Origin of the sequence: Micromonospora sp. NPDC049374, from assembly GCF_040677165.1 — a bacterium.
Classification (GTDB): Bacteria; Actinomycetota; Actinomycetes; order Mycobacteriales; family Micromonosporaceae; genus Micromonospora.
In genome coordinates this window covers 209,274-224,482 of record NZ_JBFAQH010000007.1, presented here as the reverse complement: position 1 = coordinate 224,482, position 15,209 = coordinate 209,274, and the positions used below count along the sequence as shown (strand labels likewise).

At 71.9% G+C, this 15,209-nt stretch carries 11 protein-coding genes; 4 read left to right on the top strand and 7 right to left on the bottom strand.

The features are described from left to right. Positions 1-14 precede the first annotated feature (14 nt). From AB0J93_RS14760 to AB0J93_RS14750, 3 genes are all read right to left on the bottom strand, one after another. Positions 15-1,082, bottom strand: coding sequence for a hypothetical protein (locus tag AB0J93_RS14760; protein ID WP_363921922.1), 1,068 nt, complete (start codon positions 1,080-1,082; stop codon positions 15-17). 76 nt (positions 1,083-1,158) lie between these two features. After that, positions 1,159-1,809, bottom strand: a complete 651-nt coding sequence (locus AB0J93_RS14755) for a response regulator transcription factor (RefSeq protein ID WP_363921920.1) — start codon at positions 1,807-1,809, stop codon at positions 1,159-1,161. Continuing rightward, positions 1,806-3,053, bottom strand: a complete 1,248-nt coding sequence (locus AB0J93_RS14750) for a histidine kinase (protein WP_363921918.1) — start codon at positions 3,051-3,053, stop codon at positions 1,806-1,808. Before AB0J93_RS14750 ends, AB0J93_RS14755 begins: the two co-directional genes overlap by 4 nt. A 193-nt stretch (positions 3,054-3,246) precedes the next feature. Between AB0J93_RS14750 and AB0J93_RS14745 the strand changes: the two genes are divergently transcribed. Both AB0J93_RS14745 and fxsT read left to right on the top strand, forming a co-directional pair. Beyond that, positions 3,247-4,530, top strand: coding sequence for a TIR-like protein FxsC (locus AB0J93_RS14745; RefSeq protein WP_363921916.1), 1,284 nt, complete (start codon positions 3,247-3,249; stop codon positions 4,528-4,530). Further along, complete coding sequence (fxsT, locus tag AB0J93_RS14740) at positions 4,527-8,567, top strand: FxSxx-COOH system tetratricopeptide repeat protein (protein WP_363921914.1); 4,041 nt, start codon at positions 4,527-4,529, stop codon at positions 8,565-8,567. The genes AB0J93_RS14745 and fxsT overlap by 4 nt, the downstream gene beginning before the upstream one ends. Here the strand turns inward: fxsT and AB0J93_RS14735 are convergent. From AB0J93_RS14735 to AB0J93_RS14720, 4 genes are all read right to left on the bottom strand, one after another. Next, positions 8,536-10,539, bottom strand: coding sequence for an HEXXH motif-containing putative peptide modification protein (locus tag AB0J93_RS14735; RefSeq protein ID WP_363921912.1), 2,004 nt, complete (start codon positions 10,537-10,539; stop codon positions 8,536-8,538). The two genes, fxsT and AB0J93_RS14735, sit on opposite strands and share 32 nt — an antisense overlap. Further along, entirely contained in the window at positions 10,536-11,744 is a 1,209-nt protein-coding gene (locus tag AB0J93_RS14730; RefSeq protein ID WP_363921910.1) for an FxsB family cyclophane-forming radical SAM/SPASM peptide maturase, read from the bottom strand. Before AB0J93_RS14730 ends, AB0J93_RS14735 begins: the two co-directional genes overlap by 4 nt. Next, entirely contained in the window at positions 11,726-11,896 is a 171-nt protein-coding gene (fxsA, locus tag AB0J93_RS14725) for an FxSxx-COOH cyclophane-containing RiPP peptide (protein WP_099847423.1), read from the bottom strand. Before fxsA ends, AB0J93_RS14730 begins: the two co-directional genes overlap by 19 nt. A 197-nt stretch (positions 11,897-12,093) precedes the next feature. Next, a complete protein-coding gene (locus AB0J93_RS14720) occupies positions 12,094-13,062 on the bottom strand; it encodes an aldo/keto reductase (protein WP_363921907.1) in 969 nt (322 codons plus the stop codon). Positions 13,063-13,133: 71 nt separating this feature from the next. Between AB0J93_RS14720 and mgrA the strand changes: the two genes are divergently transcribed. Further along, positions 13,134-14,129 (top strand): L-glyceraldehyde 3-phosphate reductase, encoded by a 996-nt coding sequence (gene mgrA, locus AB0J93_RS14715; RefSeq protein WP_363921905.1) that lies wholly within the window; start codon positions 13,134-13,136, stop codon positions 14,127-14,129. Between the two features lie 64 nt (positions 14,130-14,193). Further along, positions 14,194-15,195: a 2-hydroxyacid dehydrogenase gene (locus AB0J93_RS14710; protein WP_363921903.1), complete on the top strand. Its 1,002-nt coding sequence runs from the start codon at positions 14,194-14,196 to the stop codon at positions 15,193-15,195. Positions 15,196-15,209: the final 14 nt, after the last annotated feature.

The window sequence follows — 15,209 nt, the reverse complement described above, 5'->3', positions numbered from 1 at the left end:
ACCGGACCCCGCGGTCACCCCAGGTGGCAGCGACCGCAGACACGCCGACGACGCAGGTGGTACGCGTACGTCGCGGCGCCGAGCGCGAGCCCCCACAGCGGGAAGAACATCAGCGGGGCGCCGGCCGCACTGAGCCCTCGGCCCGACTCCCAGAACTCGGGGACGCTCAGCGCGTTCAGGCCGGCCGCGGTGGCCAGGACCGCCACCGCTGTCGCGGGGATCACGGCCAGCCGCACCGGCACCCGCCGACCGGCCAGCCCCACCATCCAGCGCGGGAACCGCTCACCCCACCGCTGCACCAGCCCCAGGGTGAGCACCGAGCCGACGGTGGCGAAGGCACCCAGCCCGAACCCCGCCCAGACGCCGCCGCTCTCCCGCAACTCGGCGAGTTCCTCCCCGGAGAGGCCGAGCGGGATGCCGGCCAGCCAGGCGAACCGGGTCAGCGCGTACCCGACGGGGATCACCGCCGCGATCCAGACGGCCCACCGGCCCCAGCGGGCGGCGGCCGCCGGGGTGGTCCAACCCCGGTCGGTGCCGTCGCGGCCACACCCCACGCAGCAACCGGCCGTACGCCGCTGCCACCCCAGCAGCACCCCGCTCAACAGCACACCGCCGACCAGTGCGGCGACGCGGGCGGTCAGCGCCCAGGTGAACACGTCGGCGTAGTCGACAGGCGGCCAGCCGAAGGGCGCACCGATCAGCAGCATCGGTGCGTACCCGAGCAGGGCCAGCACCTGCACGCCGGGCACCACCACGGCCAGCACGAACGCGACGGCCCAGCCGTAGCCGAGCAACAGCACCCGCAGCGGGCCGGTCGGCGTGCTCCTGCGACTGACCAGGACCAGTGCGGCGGCGGTGAGCAGCATCCCGGCGAAGAACGGTGGCCCGGCCTCCGAGGGGAGCAGCCGGAGCAGGGTCGAGTCCCGGTGCGGGTCGTCGACGCCGAACGGATAGCCGGTGCCGGTGCCGGCCGCCACCAGGGCGAGCAGGCCCCACAGCCCGAGCCAACCGGCGGCGAGTGGGGCGAGCAGGCCGGGACGACGGGTCGTCTCGCGGTGTTCGGGTAGGGCTACGTTGGTCATGACCCCAGCCTCGGCCGGGGCGCCCGCCCTGCCCTCCCGTACGGCGGTGAACCGTCTCCCCCTCGTGGGGGACACGTCAAGCGGCGGGCGTGACGAACCCCGACTCGTACGCGGCGATCACCGCCTGGGTGCGGTCACGCACCCCGAGCTTCGTCAGCACGTTGCCAACGTGCGTCTTCACCGTCTCGACACCCACCACGAGTCGGGCGGCGATCTCCGGGTTGGACAGTCCGGCGGCCATCAGCCGCAGCACCTCCGCCTCCCGTTCGGTGAGCCGGGCCGCCCGCAGTCCGTCGGCGGTCCGCCGCCCGTACGCCCCGACCAGCCGGCGGATCGCGGCCGGGAAGAGCAGCGACTCGCCGCGCGCCACCACCCGTACCGCCTCCACCACTTCGGCCGGCCGGGCCCGCTTGAGCAGGAAACCGCTGGCTCCGGCGCGCAGCGCGTCGTAGACGTACTCGTCGTTGGCGAAGGTGGTGATGACCAGCACCCGGGGCGGCTCCGCGGAGGTGGCCAGCAGGCGTCGGGTGGCCTGGATGCCGTCGATCCCGGGCATCCGCACGTCCATCAGCACCACCTGCGGGCGGTGCCGGGCGACCAGCGGCGGCACCTCCGCCCCGTCCGCGGCCTCGGCGACGACCCGCAGGTCCGGCTGGGCGTCGAGGATGGTCCGCAGTCCGATCCGGACCAGTTCGTCGTCGTCGACGAGCAGCACGTCCACGCTCATCCGTCCGCCCCGATCGGCAGCCGCACCCGTACCCGCCATCGTCCTCCGTCCACTCCGGTGGTGATCCGACCGCCGAGCAGCAGCACCCGTTCCCGCATGCCGATCAGCCCCCGCCCACCACCCGGCACCGCCGCACCATCCGAGGTCGGCCGAGCCACCGCGTTTACCAACTCGATCTCCAGACCGTCCGGCGACACGTCCACCCGCAAGGTCACCGGCCCGTGGCCGTGCCGGGCGGCGTTTGTCAACCCCTCCTGCACGATCCGATAGCCCTCCCGGGACACCGCCGCCGGCAGGGCTTCCAGCGACCCGCGGCTGCGGCTGCGTACCGACGTGCCGGCCGCCCGGGTGTCGGCGATCAGTTCGTCCAGGTCGGACAGGGTCCGCTGGGGCGCGACGACTGGTGGTTCCCCGGTCTCCCGGAGCAGCCCGAGCACGTGGTCGAGATCGTCCATCGCCCGCCGACCGGTCTCCTCGATGGCGGCCAGCGCCCGGCGGACGAACTCCGGGTCGCCGTCGAGCACCTCGCGGGCGGCGCCGGCCTGGAGGGTGGCGACGGTCAGCGCGTGGCCGACCGAGTCGTGCAGTTCCCGGGCCAGCCGGTTGCGTTCGGCCAGCCGGGCGGCCCGGGCCTCCAGCGCCGCGATCCGCTCGGCCGACGCCGGTCCCAGCAGCGCCGGTGCCATCGACGCGGCAAGCGCACCGAGCCCGGCCACGACGTAGCCGAGCGCGACCAGCACGAGCACCCCGAGGAGCGTCAACCAGCCGCTGTCCCGGCCGTCGAACGGCCCGAACCGCTCGGCACCGGTGATCCCGACGTCCACACCGGCCTGGGCGGCGATGAACGCCAGCGCCATCGGCACCGCACTGAACAGCGCGGTCACCACCAGCGCGCCGCTGGTCAGGTGCAGTCCGATCCAGAGCGCGGCGCGCAGCCGGGTCTCCCGGTCGAGCCGGTGACCGGGCAGCGGCTCGGGCAGGTCGACCCCGAGCAGCCCACGGACCGCGGCTATCTCCAGCGCGCGGCTACCGCCGAGGAAGACCGGTACGACGGCGATGGTGGCCGCCGGCACCAGCAGCACCAGGACCAGCGGCCGGGGCACCCCGGACGTGGCGAACATCTGCCCGAAAGCCACCAGGAGCAACACGTACGGCAGCGCGAGCACTCCACCGAGCAACAGGAACACGCCGCGCCGCCAGGTGGAGCCGGCGACCAACGGACGCAGCGGCGCGGGGAAATCCATCGCCCCATGATGCCGGTGCCCCGTCGGCCGGTCACCGCCACCTGGGATACGACAGTTCAGCGGGCTGCCACGCCCCGCTTCCACACCTATACTCGCGGTGAAGCTCCCGCCGCCACGGCCGCTGGCACCTGGCCCACCGGCGACAGCCACGACCCAGCCACCCCATGGCCAGAGTCCCAGGCGCGGAGGTGCGGTGCTGTACTTCTTCCTCAGCTACGCCAGAGGCGACGAGGACGCACTCGTCCAGAAGTTCTACGAGGATCTCAGTGCAGAGGTGCGGCTGATCGCCGGTCTGTCCCGGGACGAACGGGTCGGGTTCGTCGACCGGACCATCCTGCTCGGCGAACGGTGGCCGCAGCGGCTGGTCGAGGCGCTCGGCAGCTGCCGGTCCTTTCTCGCGCTGATGACACCACGGTATTTCCAGAGCCGGGTGTGCGGGCAGGAGTGGCAGCTCTTCGCCGAGCGCACCGCCCGGTTCGAGAGCCAGCGGCGGGTGGACACCTCGCTGCTCAAACCGCTGATGTGGATTCCCGCGCAGCCGGGGCGGATCCACCCGGTGGCCCATCCGTTGCAGTACACCTCCGACAGTCTCGGTGACCTCTACCAGCGCCTCGGCGTGCGGCAGCTGATGCGGCTACAGCGGCACAGCGACGACTACCGCACCTTCCTGTTCGAGCTCGCCAGCCAGATCGTGGCCAGTGTGGAGGCCAATCCCCTGCCGGAACAGCACCGCCCGGTCGACCTTCAGGCCGTGGACAGCGCCTTCCACCCGGAGGAGACCACGAACGGGACCGACCGGGTCACCGGCACCGGCGGGGACGCCACCAACCCGATGCTTGTGCATTTCGTGGTGGCCGCCTCCAACCGCGACGAGATGCGCGGGATACGCCAGCACGTCACGGTGTACGGCGACGACCCGTTGCAGTGGGCGCCGTACCGGCCGCCGATGCCGGAGCCGCTCGTCGACTACGCCCGGGAGATCGCGGCCGACCACAGCTACCAGTCCACAGTGGTGGAAATCGACCGGCTGCCGCACAGTGCCGAGGTGGCCGCCCGCTACAACCAGATCCTGGTGCTGATCGTCGACGCCTGGATGACCCGCCTGCCGCAACGGCGGCAGGCCCTGGTCGAGCACGCCTCGGCGGCGCTGGGCGACCACCGTGCCGCCACCGCGGTCCTCATCCCCAGCAGTCGCGACGACCCGGAGACCCGCGAACACTGGCAGACCCTCTCCCGGGCCTGCCGGGAGATCTTCAACGAGTTCACCTCGGACGACGAACTCTACCGGTCGAACATCATCACCCACCGGGCCTTCGAGGACGAGCTTCCGGAAGTGCTGGAGGTCGCCCGGAACCGGGTCTTCAGCCGAGGTTCGGTGCACCGGCCACCGGCCCCGTCGACGGACACCTCGCCACCACGGCTGGACGGCCCGTGGGCGCGCGACGACGACCAGCGTGGAACGGGAGGAGCAGCGTGACGAGCAGCGACCCGGTCACGGCGGCCGCCGACAGGGAAGGCCGGATCATCACGTTCTACTCGTACAAGGGCGGCACCGGACGCACCATGGCGCTGGCGAACGTGGCCTGGATCCTCGCCGCGAACGGTCACCGGGTGCTCGCCGTGGACTGGGACCTGGAATCCCCCGGCCTGCACCGCTACTTCCACCCGTTCCTGCTCGACAAGGACCTGCGCACCTCGCGCGGGGTGATCGACATGGCCCGGGACTACGCCGACGCCGCCGTACGCCCGATTGACGAGACGGAGGACCCGGACTGGATCGGCACGGCGGCCGACGTGCTGCGGCACGCGGTGTCGCTGGAGTGGCGCTTCCCGACACCGCACCGCGACGTCACCGGCGGTGCCCGCCCCGTCCGGCCCGGATTCCTGGACCTGCTCCCCGCCGGGCGGCAGGACCCGTCGTACACGAAGGCGGTCAGCACCTTCGACTGGCAGGCGTTCTTCGAGAAGCTCGGCGGCAACAGCTTCCTGGACGCGCTGGCGGCCAGCATGCGGGCGAACTACGACTACGTGCTGATCGACAGCCGTACCGGGGTCAGCGACGGCGCCGGCATCTGCACGGTGCGGCTGCCCGACGCGGTCGTCACCTCGTTCACCCTCAACGAACAGAGCATCGACGGCGCCGCCGCGGTGGCCCGGTCGATCGTCCGGCAACGCGGCGACCGGCCGGTGCGGATCCTGCCGGTGCCGATGCGCGTCGACAACGCCGAGCAGCTCAAGCTGGAGGCCGGCCGGGACCAGGCACGTCGGCGGTTCACCCCGCTGCTGCCCCGGCTCTCGCCCGAGGAGACTGACCGGTACTGGGGTGAGATCGAGATCCCCTACCAGCCCTACTACGCCTACGAGGAGATCCTGGCCACGTTCGGGGACCGGGCCCACCACGAGGCGACCCTGCTCGCCGCGTACGAGCGGTTGACCCGCGCGATCACCGACGGCGAGGTCGAGGACCTGCCCCCGTTGGACGACCGGCTCCGCCGGACCTGGCTGGCCAAGTTCGAGCGGCAGCGGCTCGTCGGTGCCGCCCCCGACGTCTTCGTCAGCTACGCGGCGCTGGACCGGGCCTGGGCGGAGTGGATCTGCGACGAGCTTCGCGCCGCCGGCCTGCGGGCGGTCATGCGGGAGGTCGACTTCCCCGCCAACCCGTCCGGCGGTGACCGGGCCACCGTCGGTCTGAACGACGCCGCCCGGCTGGTCGTGCTGCTGTCCCAGGAGTACATGCAGTCGCCGAACGCGGCCGAGTTGTGGAACCAGGCCACCGCCCACGATCCCACCACCGGCACCAGCTACCTGGTGCCGGTGCGGCTGGACAATTCCCGCGCTCCCGGGCTGTTCCTGGAACGCATACCGGTCGATCTGGTGGGCATCAACGAGCAGGAGGCGACGGCCCGGTTGCTGGAGGCGCTGGGCCATCCCGCCCGCCCCGCCCCCGATCCGGAGGACGCCCAGCGACGCCGCCGCTTCCCGGGCAACGAGCCGCCGGTCTGGCGGGTGCCGCTACCCCGCAACGTCCAGTTCGTCGGTCGGGGTCCGTTGCTGGAGGAGATGCGCGACTGGCTGTCCGGTTCGGAGGCCGGGCATGTGCCGTTGGCGCTGCACGGTCTCGGCGGCGTCGGCAAGAGCCAGATCGCACTGGAGTACGCCTACCGGTTCCGCGCCGAGTACGACATCGTCTGGTGGATCTCGGCGCAGCAACCGAGCGTCCTGCGGCTCGCCCTGGGCGCGCTCGCCGACCGGCTCGCCGCCGAACTCGACGCCCCGCTCAGCGGCAGCGTCAGCGAGCGGGTCAGCTGGGTCCTCGACGTGCTGCGCCGTGGCGTGCCGTTCCGGCGTTGGCTGCTCGTCCTCGACAACGCCGACGAGCCCTCGGAACTGCTCGACCTGATCCCGCAGGGGCCCGGGCACATCCTGGTCACCACCCGCAACCACGCCTGGGCCCGGTCGGCCCGGATGCTGGAGGTGGGTGCCTTCGACCGGGAGGAGAGCCTCGCCCTGCTGCGGCGGCGGGCCCGGCATCTGCCGGACGGCGACGCCGACCTGATCGCCGACCGGCTCGGTGACCTGCCGCTGGCCATCGAACAGGCCGGCGCGTGGCTGGCCACCACCGGCGAGACACCCGCGCAGTACCTCACCCGGGTCCGGCGCTACCTGCCGGACATGCTCGCCGACGAGCTGCCGGCCGACTACCAGCAGACCGGCGCCCAGCCGTGGCTGGTCTCGCTGGACAGCCTGCGGGAGCGCAATCCGGCGGCGGCGAAGCTGCTGGAGGTCTGCGCCTTCTTCGCCAGCGAACCGATCCCGATGTCGCTGATCAACGGAGAGCGGTTCATCAACGTGCTGCTCTCCTACGACGGGTCGTTGCGCGATCCGCTGCTGATGGGGCGGACGCTGCGCGACATCGGCCGGTACGCGCTGGCCCGCATCGACACCGTGCGTGGCGGCGGCCGAGGGCGCGCCGACGAGGCCGGCCAGACCAGCCTGCGCATGCACCCGCTGGTGCAGGAGCTGATTCGGGAGTCCCTCTCCGAGCAGGAGAAGGACGAGAACCGCCAGCACGTGCACGCCATTCTGGCCGCCGCCAACCCCAAGGACCCCGACAAGCCCGAGAACTGGCCGATCTACGCGGAGCTGTGGCCGCACCTGCTGCCGTCGCGAACCCTCACCTCGGACCAGCCGGAGGTCCGGCAGCTGCTACTCGACGTGGCCCGCTACATGTGGATCCGGGTGGGCTTCGCCACCTGCGCCGAGCTCGCCGAACAGGCGATCACGCTGTGGCACCGGCGGTACGGCCCGGATGATCCGCAGACGCTGATGATGCGGTTCCAACTGGCCAACGCCCTGCGCCTGGAGGCCCGTTACCAGGACGCCTACGACATCGACCGCGACGTCTACGACCGGCTCCGCCGCAGCCTCGGCGAGGACCACGAGTACACCGTGATCGCGGCCGGCAGTCTCGCCGCCGACCTGCGCGCGCTCGGTTTCTTCGAACGGGCCCGCGAGTTGGACACCCGTACCGAGGAACTGGCCCGGGAGGTGTTCGGTGAGGACCATCCCCGCGCGCTGATCGCGGCGCACAACCTGGCCATCTCGCTACGCCTGGTCGGTGACCTGCGCGGCGCGCTGAGCCGCAACGAGCGCACCCTGGCCCGGCGTCGGGAGACGCTCGGCCCGATGCACCCGTTCACTCTCTTCTCCGCCGGCCAGTACGGCCGCGACCTGCGCGACACCGGCGACCTGGTCGAGTCCCGTCGGGTGCTGGAGGCGGCGGTCGAGGCGAACCGGCTGGTACTCGGCGAGGAGGACCCGGAGACGCTGCGGGCGTTGAAGAACTACGCGGTGACCCTGCGCAAGCTCGGCGAGTTGGAGCGGGCACACACGCTGAGCGCGGACGTGCTGGTGCGTTCCCGCCGACGGCACGGCCCGGACCATCCGGACGTGCAGGCCAGCGCGATGAACCTGGCCTGCGACGAGTCGGCGATCGGCGACGACGTGGGTGCGCTGCGCCGGGCCCGGCCGGTGCACCGCTGGTACCGCGACAACATGGGTGAGGACCACCTGTTCACCCTCGCGTACGCCAACAATCTGGCGATCTTCCTGCGCAAGGCGGGCGACGCGGAGGCCGCCTTCGACGTCTCGGAGGAGGTGGTCGCCCGGTTCAGCGAGCGGATCGGGGCGGATCATCCATACACCCTGGCGGCCAACATCAATCTGGCGAACTGCCGGTTCGGTCGCCGGCAGTTCGCCGAGGCCCTCACCAGCGACCGGGAGGCGTACGAACGCAGCCGGCGGATTCTCGGGCCCGGGCACCCGGACACGCTGGCGGTGGCGAACAATCTCGCCACCAGCCTGAGCGTCACCGGGGACCACGGCGCTGCCCGGTCGCTACGGGAGCAGGTCATGCCGCTGTTCCGTCGGGTGCTCGGCGAGGAGCACCCGAACACCATCGCCCTCGTCGAGGCGAACCGGCTCAACTGCGACCTTGAGCCGCCACCGACCTGACCGGCGCCGGTCCAGCCGGGTGCGGCCCGCCCTGCCGAGCCGTCCCCGACGCCACGCCCGGGAACCCTTCGCCCAGCGGCGGGTCGCCCGGTGCTGACTCATCTGGTGACGGGCCGTCCGCAGCGGGCACACACGTCACCGGGGCCAGCCAGCGGGACAGCTCAAGCGGGTCCGGTACCGCCCCGGACTCCGCGACCGCGCACAGCACCGCCCGGCACAGCTCCGGGTCGGCGCGCATCTCCGCGTCCGCGTCGGGCAGCCGAGCGTCGGCGAGCGTCAGGCCGCCCCAGGCCGCCACCTGGTCCGGCTGCTGCCGCAGTTGCCGCCGGTACCAGTCGCGTGCGGTGAGGTGGTCACCGGCGGCCAACGCCAGGTCGCCGTCCGAGGCTTCCGGTAGCGCGTCGGCGAGGCGTTCGGCACCGCTGCGCAGCCGCTCGAAGCGCGCCGGATCGGCCAACCGCAGCCGGACCAGATCCAGTCGCGGGCTGCGGCTCAGCCACCTGCCGTCGGCCGGGCGCACCGCGACCGGAACGGTGATCGCGGGGCAGACCGCGCCCGTCCGCCACGCCTCGGCGAGCCGCCGCACCAGCCGTGCCTCCGGCCGCCGGTTACGCAGCCGCCACACCGTCCAGTGATCGTCGGCCGCCTCCCGGGCCAGCGCGGCGGCCTCGGCCGGCACCACCTCGTCCCGCCAGCCGTCGATCACCTCACCCAGCCCGGCCACGAACCGGCGACCGGCCGCCGTCAGCGGCCCGTACGCCCGAATGTCGGCGCAGGTCCGGGCGACCCGGTCCCGCCAACGGGCGAACTCCACCTCGGCCAGTCGGCTCCGGCCGGGCGGGAGCACCGCCCGTTGGGTACGCCAGAACTCGGTCACCGCGACGAAGGCGTAGACCCCGTGCAGCGCGGCACCGAGCGGACGGGGATCGTCCCGCCAGGGCGCGTAGTAGTACCGCCGGTCCTCGGCGTGGTACAGCGGCTCGATGTCGATGGTGGCACCGAGCTTCGCGTGCTGGAACTCGTGCAGCAGGCCGAGGGCCAGCGCCGTACCGTCGGTGGGCGGGGTCATCGAGACGGCACCGAACGCGTCCATGCTTGTGACGTTCACCCCGGCGCTGGCCGAGTCCGCCTGCAACGGCACCACGGTCCGCAACCCCTCTGAGATCGCCTCCGCATGCCCACGATGGTGCCGGACCAGGATCGGCCAGGCGTCGTCGAGCATCCGCTGCCACCGCCCGACCACGGCCGCGTCCAGCCGTCCGGTCGCGCAGAGGCGGTGGCAGTCGCGGTACGGGTCGAGGTCGTCGAGCCAGAGTTCGACGCCGAGACCGTCGGCGCTGCTGGTCAGCCGGTGCAGGCCGGACCACCCGTCGCGGTCGACGCCGGCGCCCGCCGGCAGGTCCTCGTCGGGCGCGGGAATCTCCACCGACCCCACCCACACCCGGTCTCCCGACCGGGAAACGGTCACCGGGCCGATGCCGCCGCAGCGGGCCCGGCCCAGCGACGGCAGGAACACCTCGCCTTCCGGTGCCGGGAGGGTCAGTTCGAAGTCCAGGCCGGCCCGGATCGCCGCCGACGCGGCAAGCGCGCCGAGATAGCCCAGGTCGACCTCGGCCGGGTGATCCGCCCCGGACGGCGGTTCCAGACCGGCGGTGGTGCGGCCGGACGCGGCCGGCGCCGTGGGGCGGTCCGGCCGCTGACGCAGCCGGCGCAGGGTGACCGCCAGCCACGCGCCGGTGTGCGGCAGGGCGAGCAGTTCCGGACCCACCGCCGGATCGCGCCGTACCGCGGCGGTGAGCAGCGCGAAATACGCCGAGGTCGGTTCGGGGTCGGCCAGGTCGAGCACCGCGCGTAGGTGCAGCATCCGCTTGCTGACCTGCCCGGCCCGCAGCGTACGCACCAGGTGGGCGCTGCCCGGGCCGGCGGCGAGCGCCTCCAGATCGGCCGGCCGCAGCCGGTGGTAGCCGCTCACCGGCCCCGGCTCCGCAGGCCGGTCAGGTCGGCCCGCAGTCGACCCGAGACGTGCTCGATGAGCAGCCGCAGATCCCGGCAGTAGACGGAGGGATTGCGGAAACTGCCGGCCCGGTACCGGTGCGGGTAGTTGCCGCCGCCGCAGACCAGGTGGACGGGACAGGCCCGGCAGTCGGCGGCAAGCGCCGACAGGCCCGCCTGGCGTACGGCCACGGCGGGGTGACGCAGCACGTCGTCGAAGGAGTGGTCGAAGACCGTCAGATCGGTGTCGACCGCGCCGGGATAGGTGGACCGTAACGTGTCGACCTGTTCGTACCCGCCGTCGGTGTTGACCACGACGGCGGCGACCGGGCTCAACCCCACCGACTCGGTCCGGCTGCTCCCGCCGAGCAACAAGTTGATCAGCTCTTCGAAGAGCCGGACCCGGGTGAGTCGCACCGGCACGTCGTACCACGCGTCGAAGGCGTCGCAGAGCCACCTGCCGTACGGGTCCGCTGGCGCGGCCCGCCCCGGCCCGGGTGGCGGAGTCTCCCAGTTGGCGTGCGGCAGCAGGAAATCCACCATCGGCGGCCGGTACGCCAGCAGGGCTTCGTAGGTCCGCCGGGGGTCGGCGTCGAGGTCGACCACGCAGAGAATGCCGGCGTACGCCCCGGGGTGCTCGGCCAGCAGCCGCAACGCCCGGTCCACCTCGTCGAAGCTGCCGCGTCCCGACGCGTACCGTCGACGCCGGTCGTTGGCGGCCCGGTCACCATCCAGGCTGACCCCGATCAGCACGCCCGCGTCGGCCAGCACGGACAGCGCCCGTTCGTCGAGCAGGGTGCCGTTGGTCTGCACACTGACCCGGGCGGAGGTGGGGTGGACGGCCGCCCGCAGCCGCTCGGCCATCCGCGCCAGCGTCGCGGCACCGGCCAGCAACGGCTCACCACCGTGCAGCACGATGCGGGCCGTGCTCAGCTCGTGCGCGCGGACGTGCTCGGCCAACCGCCGGCAGGTGAGGTCGAAGATGTCGGCGGACATCAGCGGCGGATCGGTGCGGGCGCGGCGATCCGCCAACTCGTACATGTAGCAGTAGTCGCAGGCCAGGTTGCATCTGCTGTGGACCTTGAGGATGAACTCGGAGAAGGGCACCGGCCGCACCACTGCCGGCGGGTCCACCACCGCCTGACCACGCCCCTCGGCCGGCACGGTCACATCGCCGAATTCCACCCGGCGACCGCGTCCTGGGGGCGGTCGATCTCATCCAGGATCCGGCGTAGTGAGCAGGCGAACGGCGATCCGTCCAGCTCCGGCAGATCGGCGAGGCTCACGTCGCTGAGGTCCACCAGGACTCCCAGGGAGCCGTCTTCGGTCGTATCCATAGTGATCCGTCCACCCGCGAAGGAAACTCGCGCCCGATTGAGCGATGACTTGTGCGGGAGCCGCCGGACCAGAGCCCGTCCCTACCGCCGAACCCGCCAACGAACCGGGCCATCGTAGCGGCATCGCGCAACGCGGCGACTCGGGTGGGTCATCTCGTTCAACGCCTCCGACGGTACGGCGGACATCGGCCGCACGGTCAGCCGCGTACCCGGGATCTGACGAACTTCGGTATCGCGGCCAGCCCGGTGACCGGTCGGAACGCACGGGCCGCGTTGACAAGTGCGGCGTACTCGTCCTCGGTCAGATCGATCTCCGCGGCGGCGGCGTTGCGCTCCATCTGCTCCACGCTTGACGCACCGGGAATGGCCACCACGTTCGGGTGACGCAGCACGTACGCCAGGGCGATCTGGCTGGGCGTCGCGTCGTGCGCGGCGGCCACCTGGCGCAGCGTCTCGATCAGGGCGCTGCCGCGTTCCAGGTTCTCCGGCAGGAAGTACGGGTTGGCCCGGCGGATCGCGCCGACCGGCGGATGGTTGGCGTCGTACCGCCCGGAGAGAAATCCCTGTGCCAGCGGGCTGTACGCGATGACCAACCGGCCGGCCTGTTCGGCGTACCGGAGAAGGTCCTCCTCCGGCTTGCGGTCCAGCATGCTGTAGCGGACCTGGTTGCTGAGCACCCGCCGGCCCAGCGCCGTCTCCGCCACCTGCCAGCGGCGCAGACTGTAGTTGCTGACCCCGACCTCGGCGACCAGGCCGACGTCCTGCAACGCGCGCATCCCGCGCATGGTCCGGTGGTCGCTGACCACCGGGTTGGGTTGGTGCACCTGGTAGAGGTCGATGCTGGTGACGCCGAGCCGAGCCGCCGAGGCCACCGCCCGCTGCTGCACCACCGACGCGACCGGCAGCACCGGCAGGATCTTCGTGGCGACGGCCACCTTGTCCCGGTCGGCGGCCAGCGCCGCGCCGAGGAGCCGTTCGCTGCGACCGAAGCCGTAGATCTCGGCGGTGTCGAAGAGGGTCACGCCCAGCTCGACGGCGCGCCGGACGATGTTCGCCGCCAGCCGTTCGTAGTCGGGGCCGTACCCCCACTCCCGCGAACCGAACTGCCACGTACCGAGGCCGATCCTGGACAGTGGCTTCGGAGTGTCGAGCCGCACGTAACGCATGGGTCGACGCTACCCGTCGCGGCGCACCACGGCCGCAGCTCGACCCAACGACCGGGCCTCGGGCTATGGTCATGATCGTGACCTACCTCGCCGCCGACGCGCGCTATGACCAGATGACCTACCGGCGCAGCGGAGCCAGCGGGCTTCGGCTGCCCGCGATCTCGCTCGGTCTGTGGCACAACTTCGGGCCGGACCGCCCCTTCGAGCGGCAGCGGGACATCGTCCGGCGCGCCTTCGACCTCGGCGTCACCCATTTCGACCTGGCCAACAACTACGGGCCGCCGCCCGGTTCCGCCGAGGAGAACTTCGGCCGGATGCTCGCCACAGACCTCAAGGCGTACCGCGACGAGCTGATCATCTCCAGCAAGGCCGGCTACCTGATGTGGCCCGGCCCGTACGGCGAGTGGGGTTCCCGCAAGAACCTGATCGCCTCGCTCGACCAGTCGCTGCGCCGCCTCGGCCAGGACTACGTCGACATCTTCTACAGCCACCGGTACGACCCGGACACCCCGCTGGAGGAGACGATGGGCGCTCTCGACGCCGCCGTCCGCTCCGGCAAGGCCCTCTACGTCGGCATCTCCAACTACACCTCCGAGCAGACCGAGCGCGCCGCGGCGATCCTGCGCGACCTGGGCACCCCGTTGCTGATCAATCAGCCCGCGTACTCGATGTTCAACCGGTGGACCGAACAGGACGGGCTGCTCGACACGCTGGAGCGGGTCGGTGCCGGCTGCATCGCCTACAGCCCGCTGGCCCAGGGTCTGCTCACCGACCGCTACCTCGACGGCATCCCGGCCGACTCCCGGGTCCGCACCAGCGTCTTCCTCAACGAGAGCGACGTGAACGAGCAGCGGCTGGCCACCATCCGTGGGCTGGCCGCCCTCGCCCAGCGTCGGGGCCAGTCCCTCGCGCAGCTCGCGCTCGCCTGGGCGCTGCGCGACCCCCGGATGACAAGCCTCATCATCGGCGCCAGCAGCGTGCCGCAGTTGGAGGCGAACATCGCCGCGGTGGACAACCTCGACCTGGCCGCCGAGGAACTGGCCGAGATCGACGCCCAGCTGACCTGACGGGTCGCAGGGCTCTGTTCCCGAACCGGTGTTCCCGCCTTAGCGTGGGGGGTGGAGGTGGCCCATGCGAGTGGCAGTGTTCAGCACCAAGCCGTACGACCGGACGTTCCTCACCGAGGCGAACGCCGCAGCCGGTCACGAGCTGACCTTCCTGGAGCCGAGGCTCACCGCGCAGACCGCCCGGCTCGCCGAGGGGTCGGACGCGGTCTGCGCCTTCGTCAACGACGACCTCTGCGCCGAGGTGCTAGACCAGCTCGCCGAGGTCGGCGTCCGGGTGGTGGCGCTGCGCTCGGCCGGTTTCAACAATGTCGACGTGGTCGCCGCCCGCAAACTGGGCCTGACCGTGGTGCGGGTGCCGGAGTACTCACCACACGCGGTGGCCGAGCACACCGTCGGCCTGATCCTCGCCCTCAATCGTAAGATCCACCGGGCCTACAACCGGGTACGCGAACACAACTTCGCCCTCGCCGGCCTGCTCGGCTTCGACCTGCACGGCCGTACGGTCGGCATTGTCGGCACCGGGCGGATCGGTGTCTGCGTCGCCCAGATCATGGCGGGTTTCGGTTGCCGGGTGCTGGCCAGCGACCCGTACCCGAACGACGCGGCCCGCGCCGCCGGGGTGGAGTACGTCCCGCTGGAGCAGTTGCTCGCCGAGTCGCACATCGTCACCCTGCACTGCCCGCTCACTCCGGACACCCGGCACCTGATCGACGCCGAACGCATCGCCCTGCTCCGCGACGGCGTCATGCTGATCAACACGGGCCGGGGCGCGCTGGTGGACACCCGGGCCGTGATCGATGGCCTCAAGAGCGGCCGGATCGGCTACCTCGGTCTCGATGTGTACGAGGAGGAGAGTGACCTGTTCTTCGAGGACCGCTCCGAACGGGTGCTCGGTGACGACGACTTCGCCCGGCTCACCACCTTCCCCAACGTGCTGATCACCGGGCACCAGGCGTTCTTCACCGAGGACGGCCTGCACAACATCGCCGAAACCACCCTCACCAACCTCACCACCGTGCAACACGACGGCCCCGACGCCGTCCCCACCTCCGCCCGCGTCTGCTGACCCCACCCCCCCCC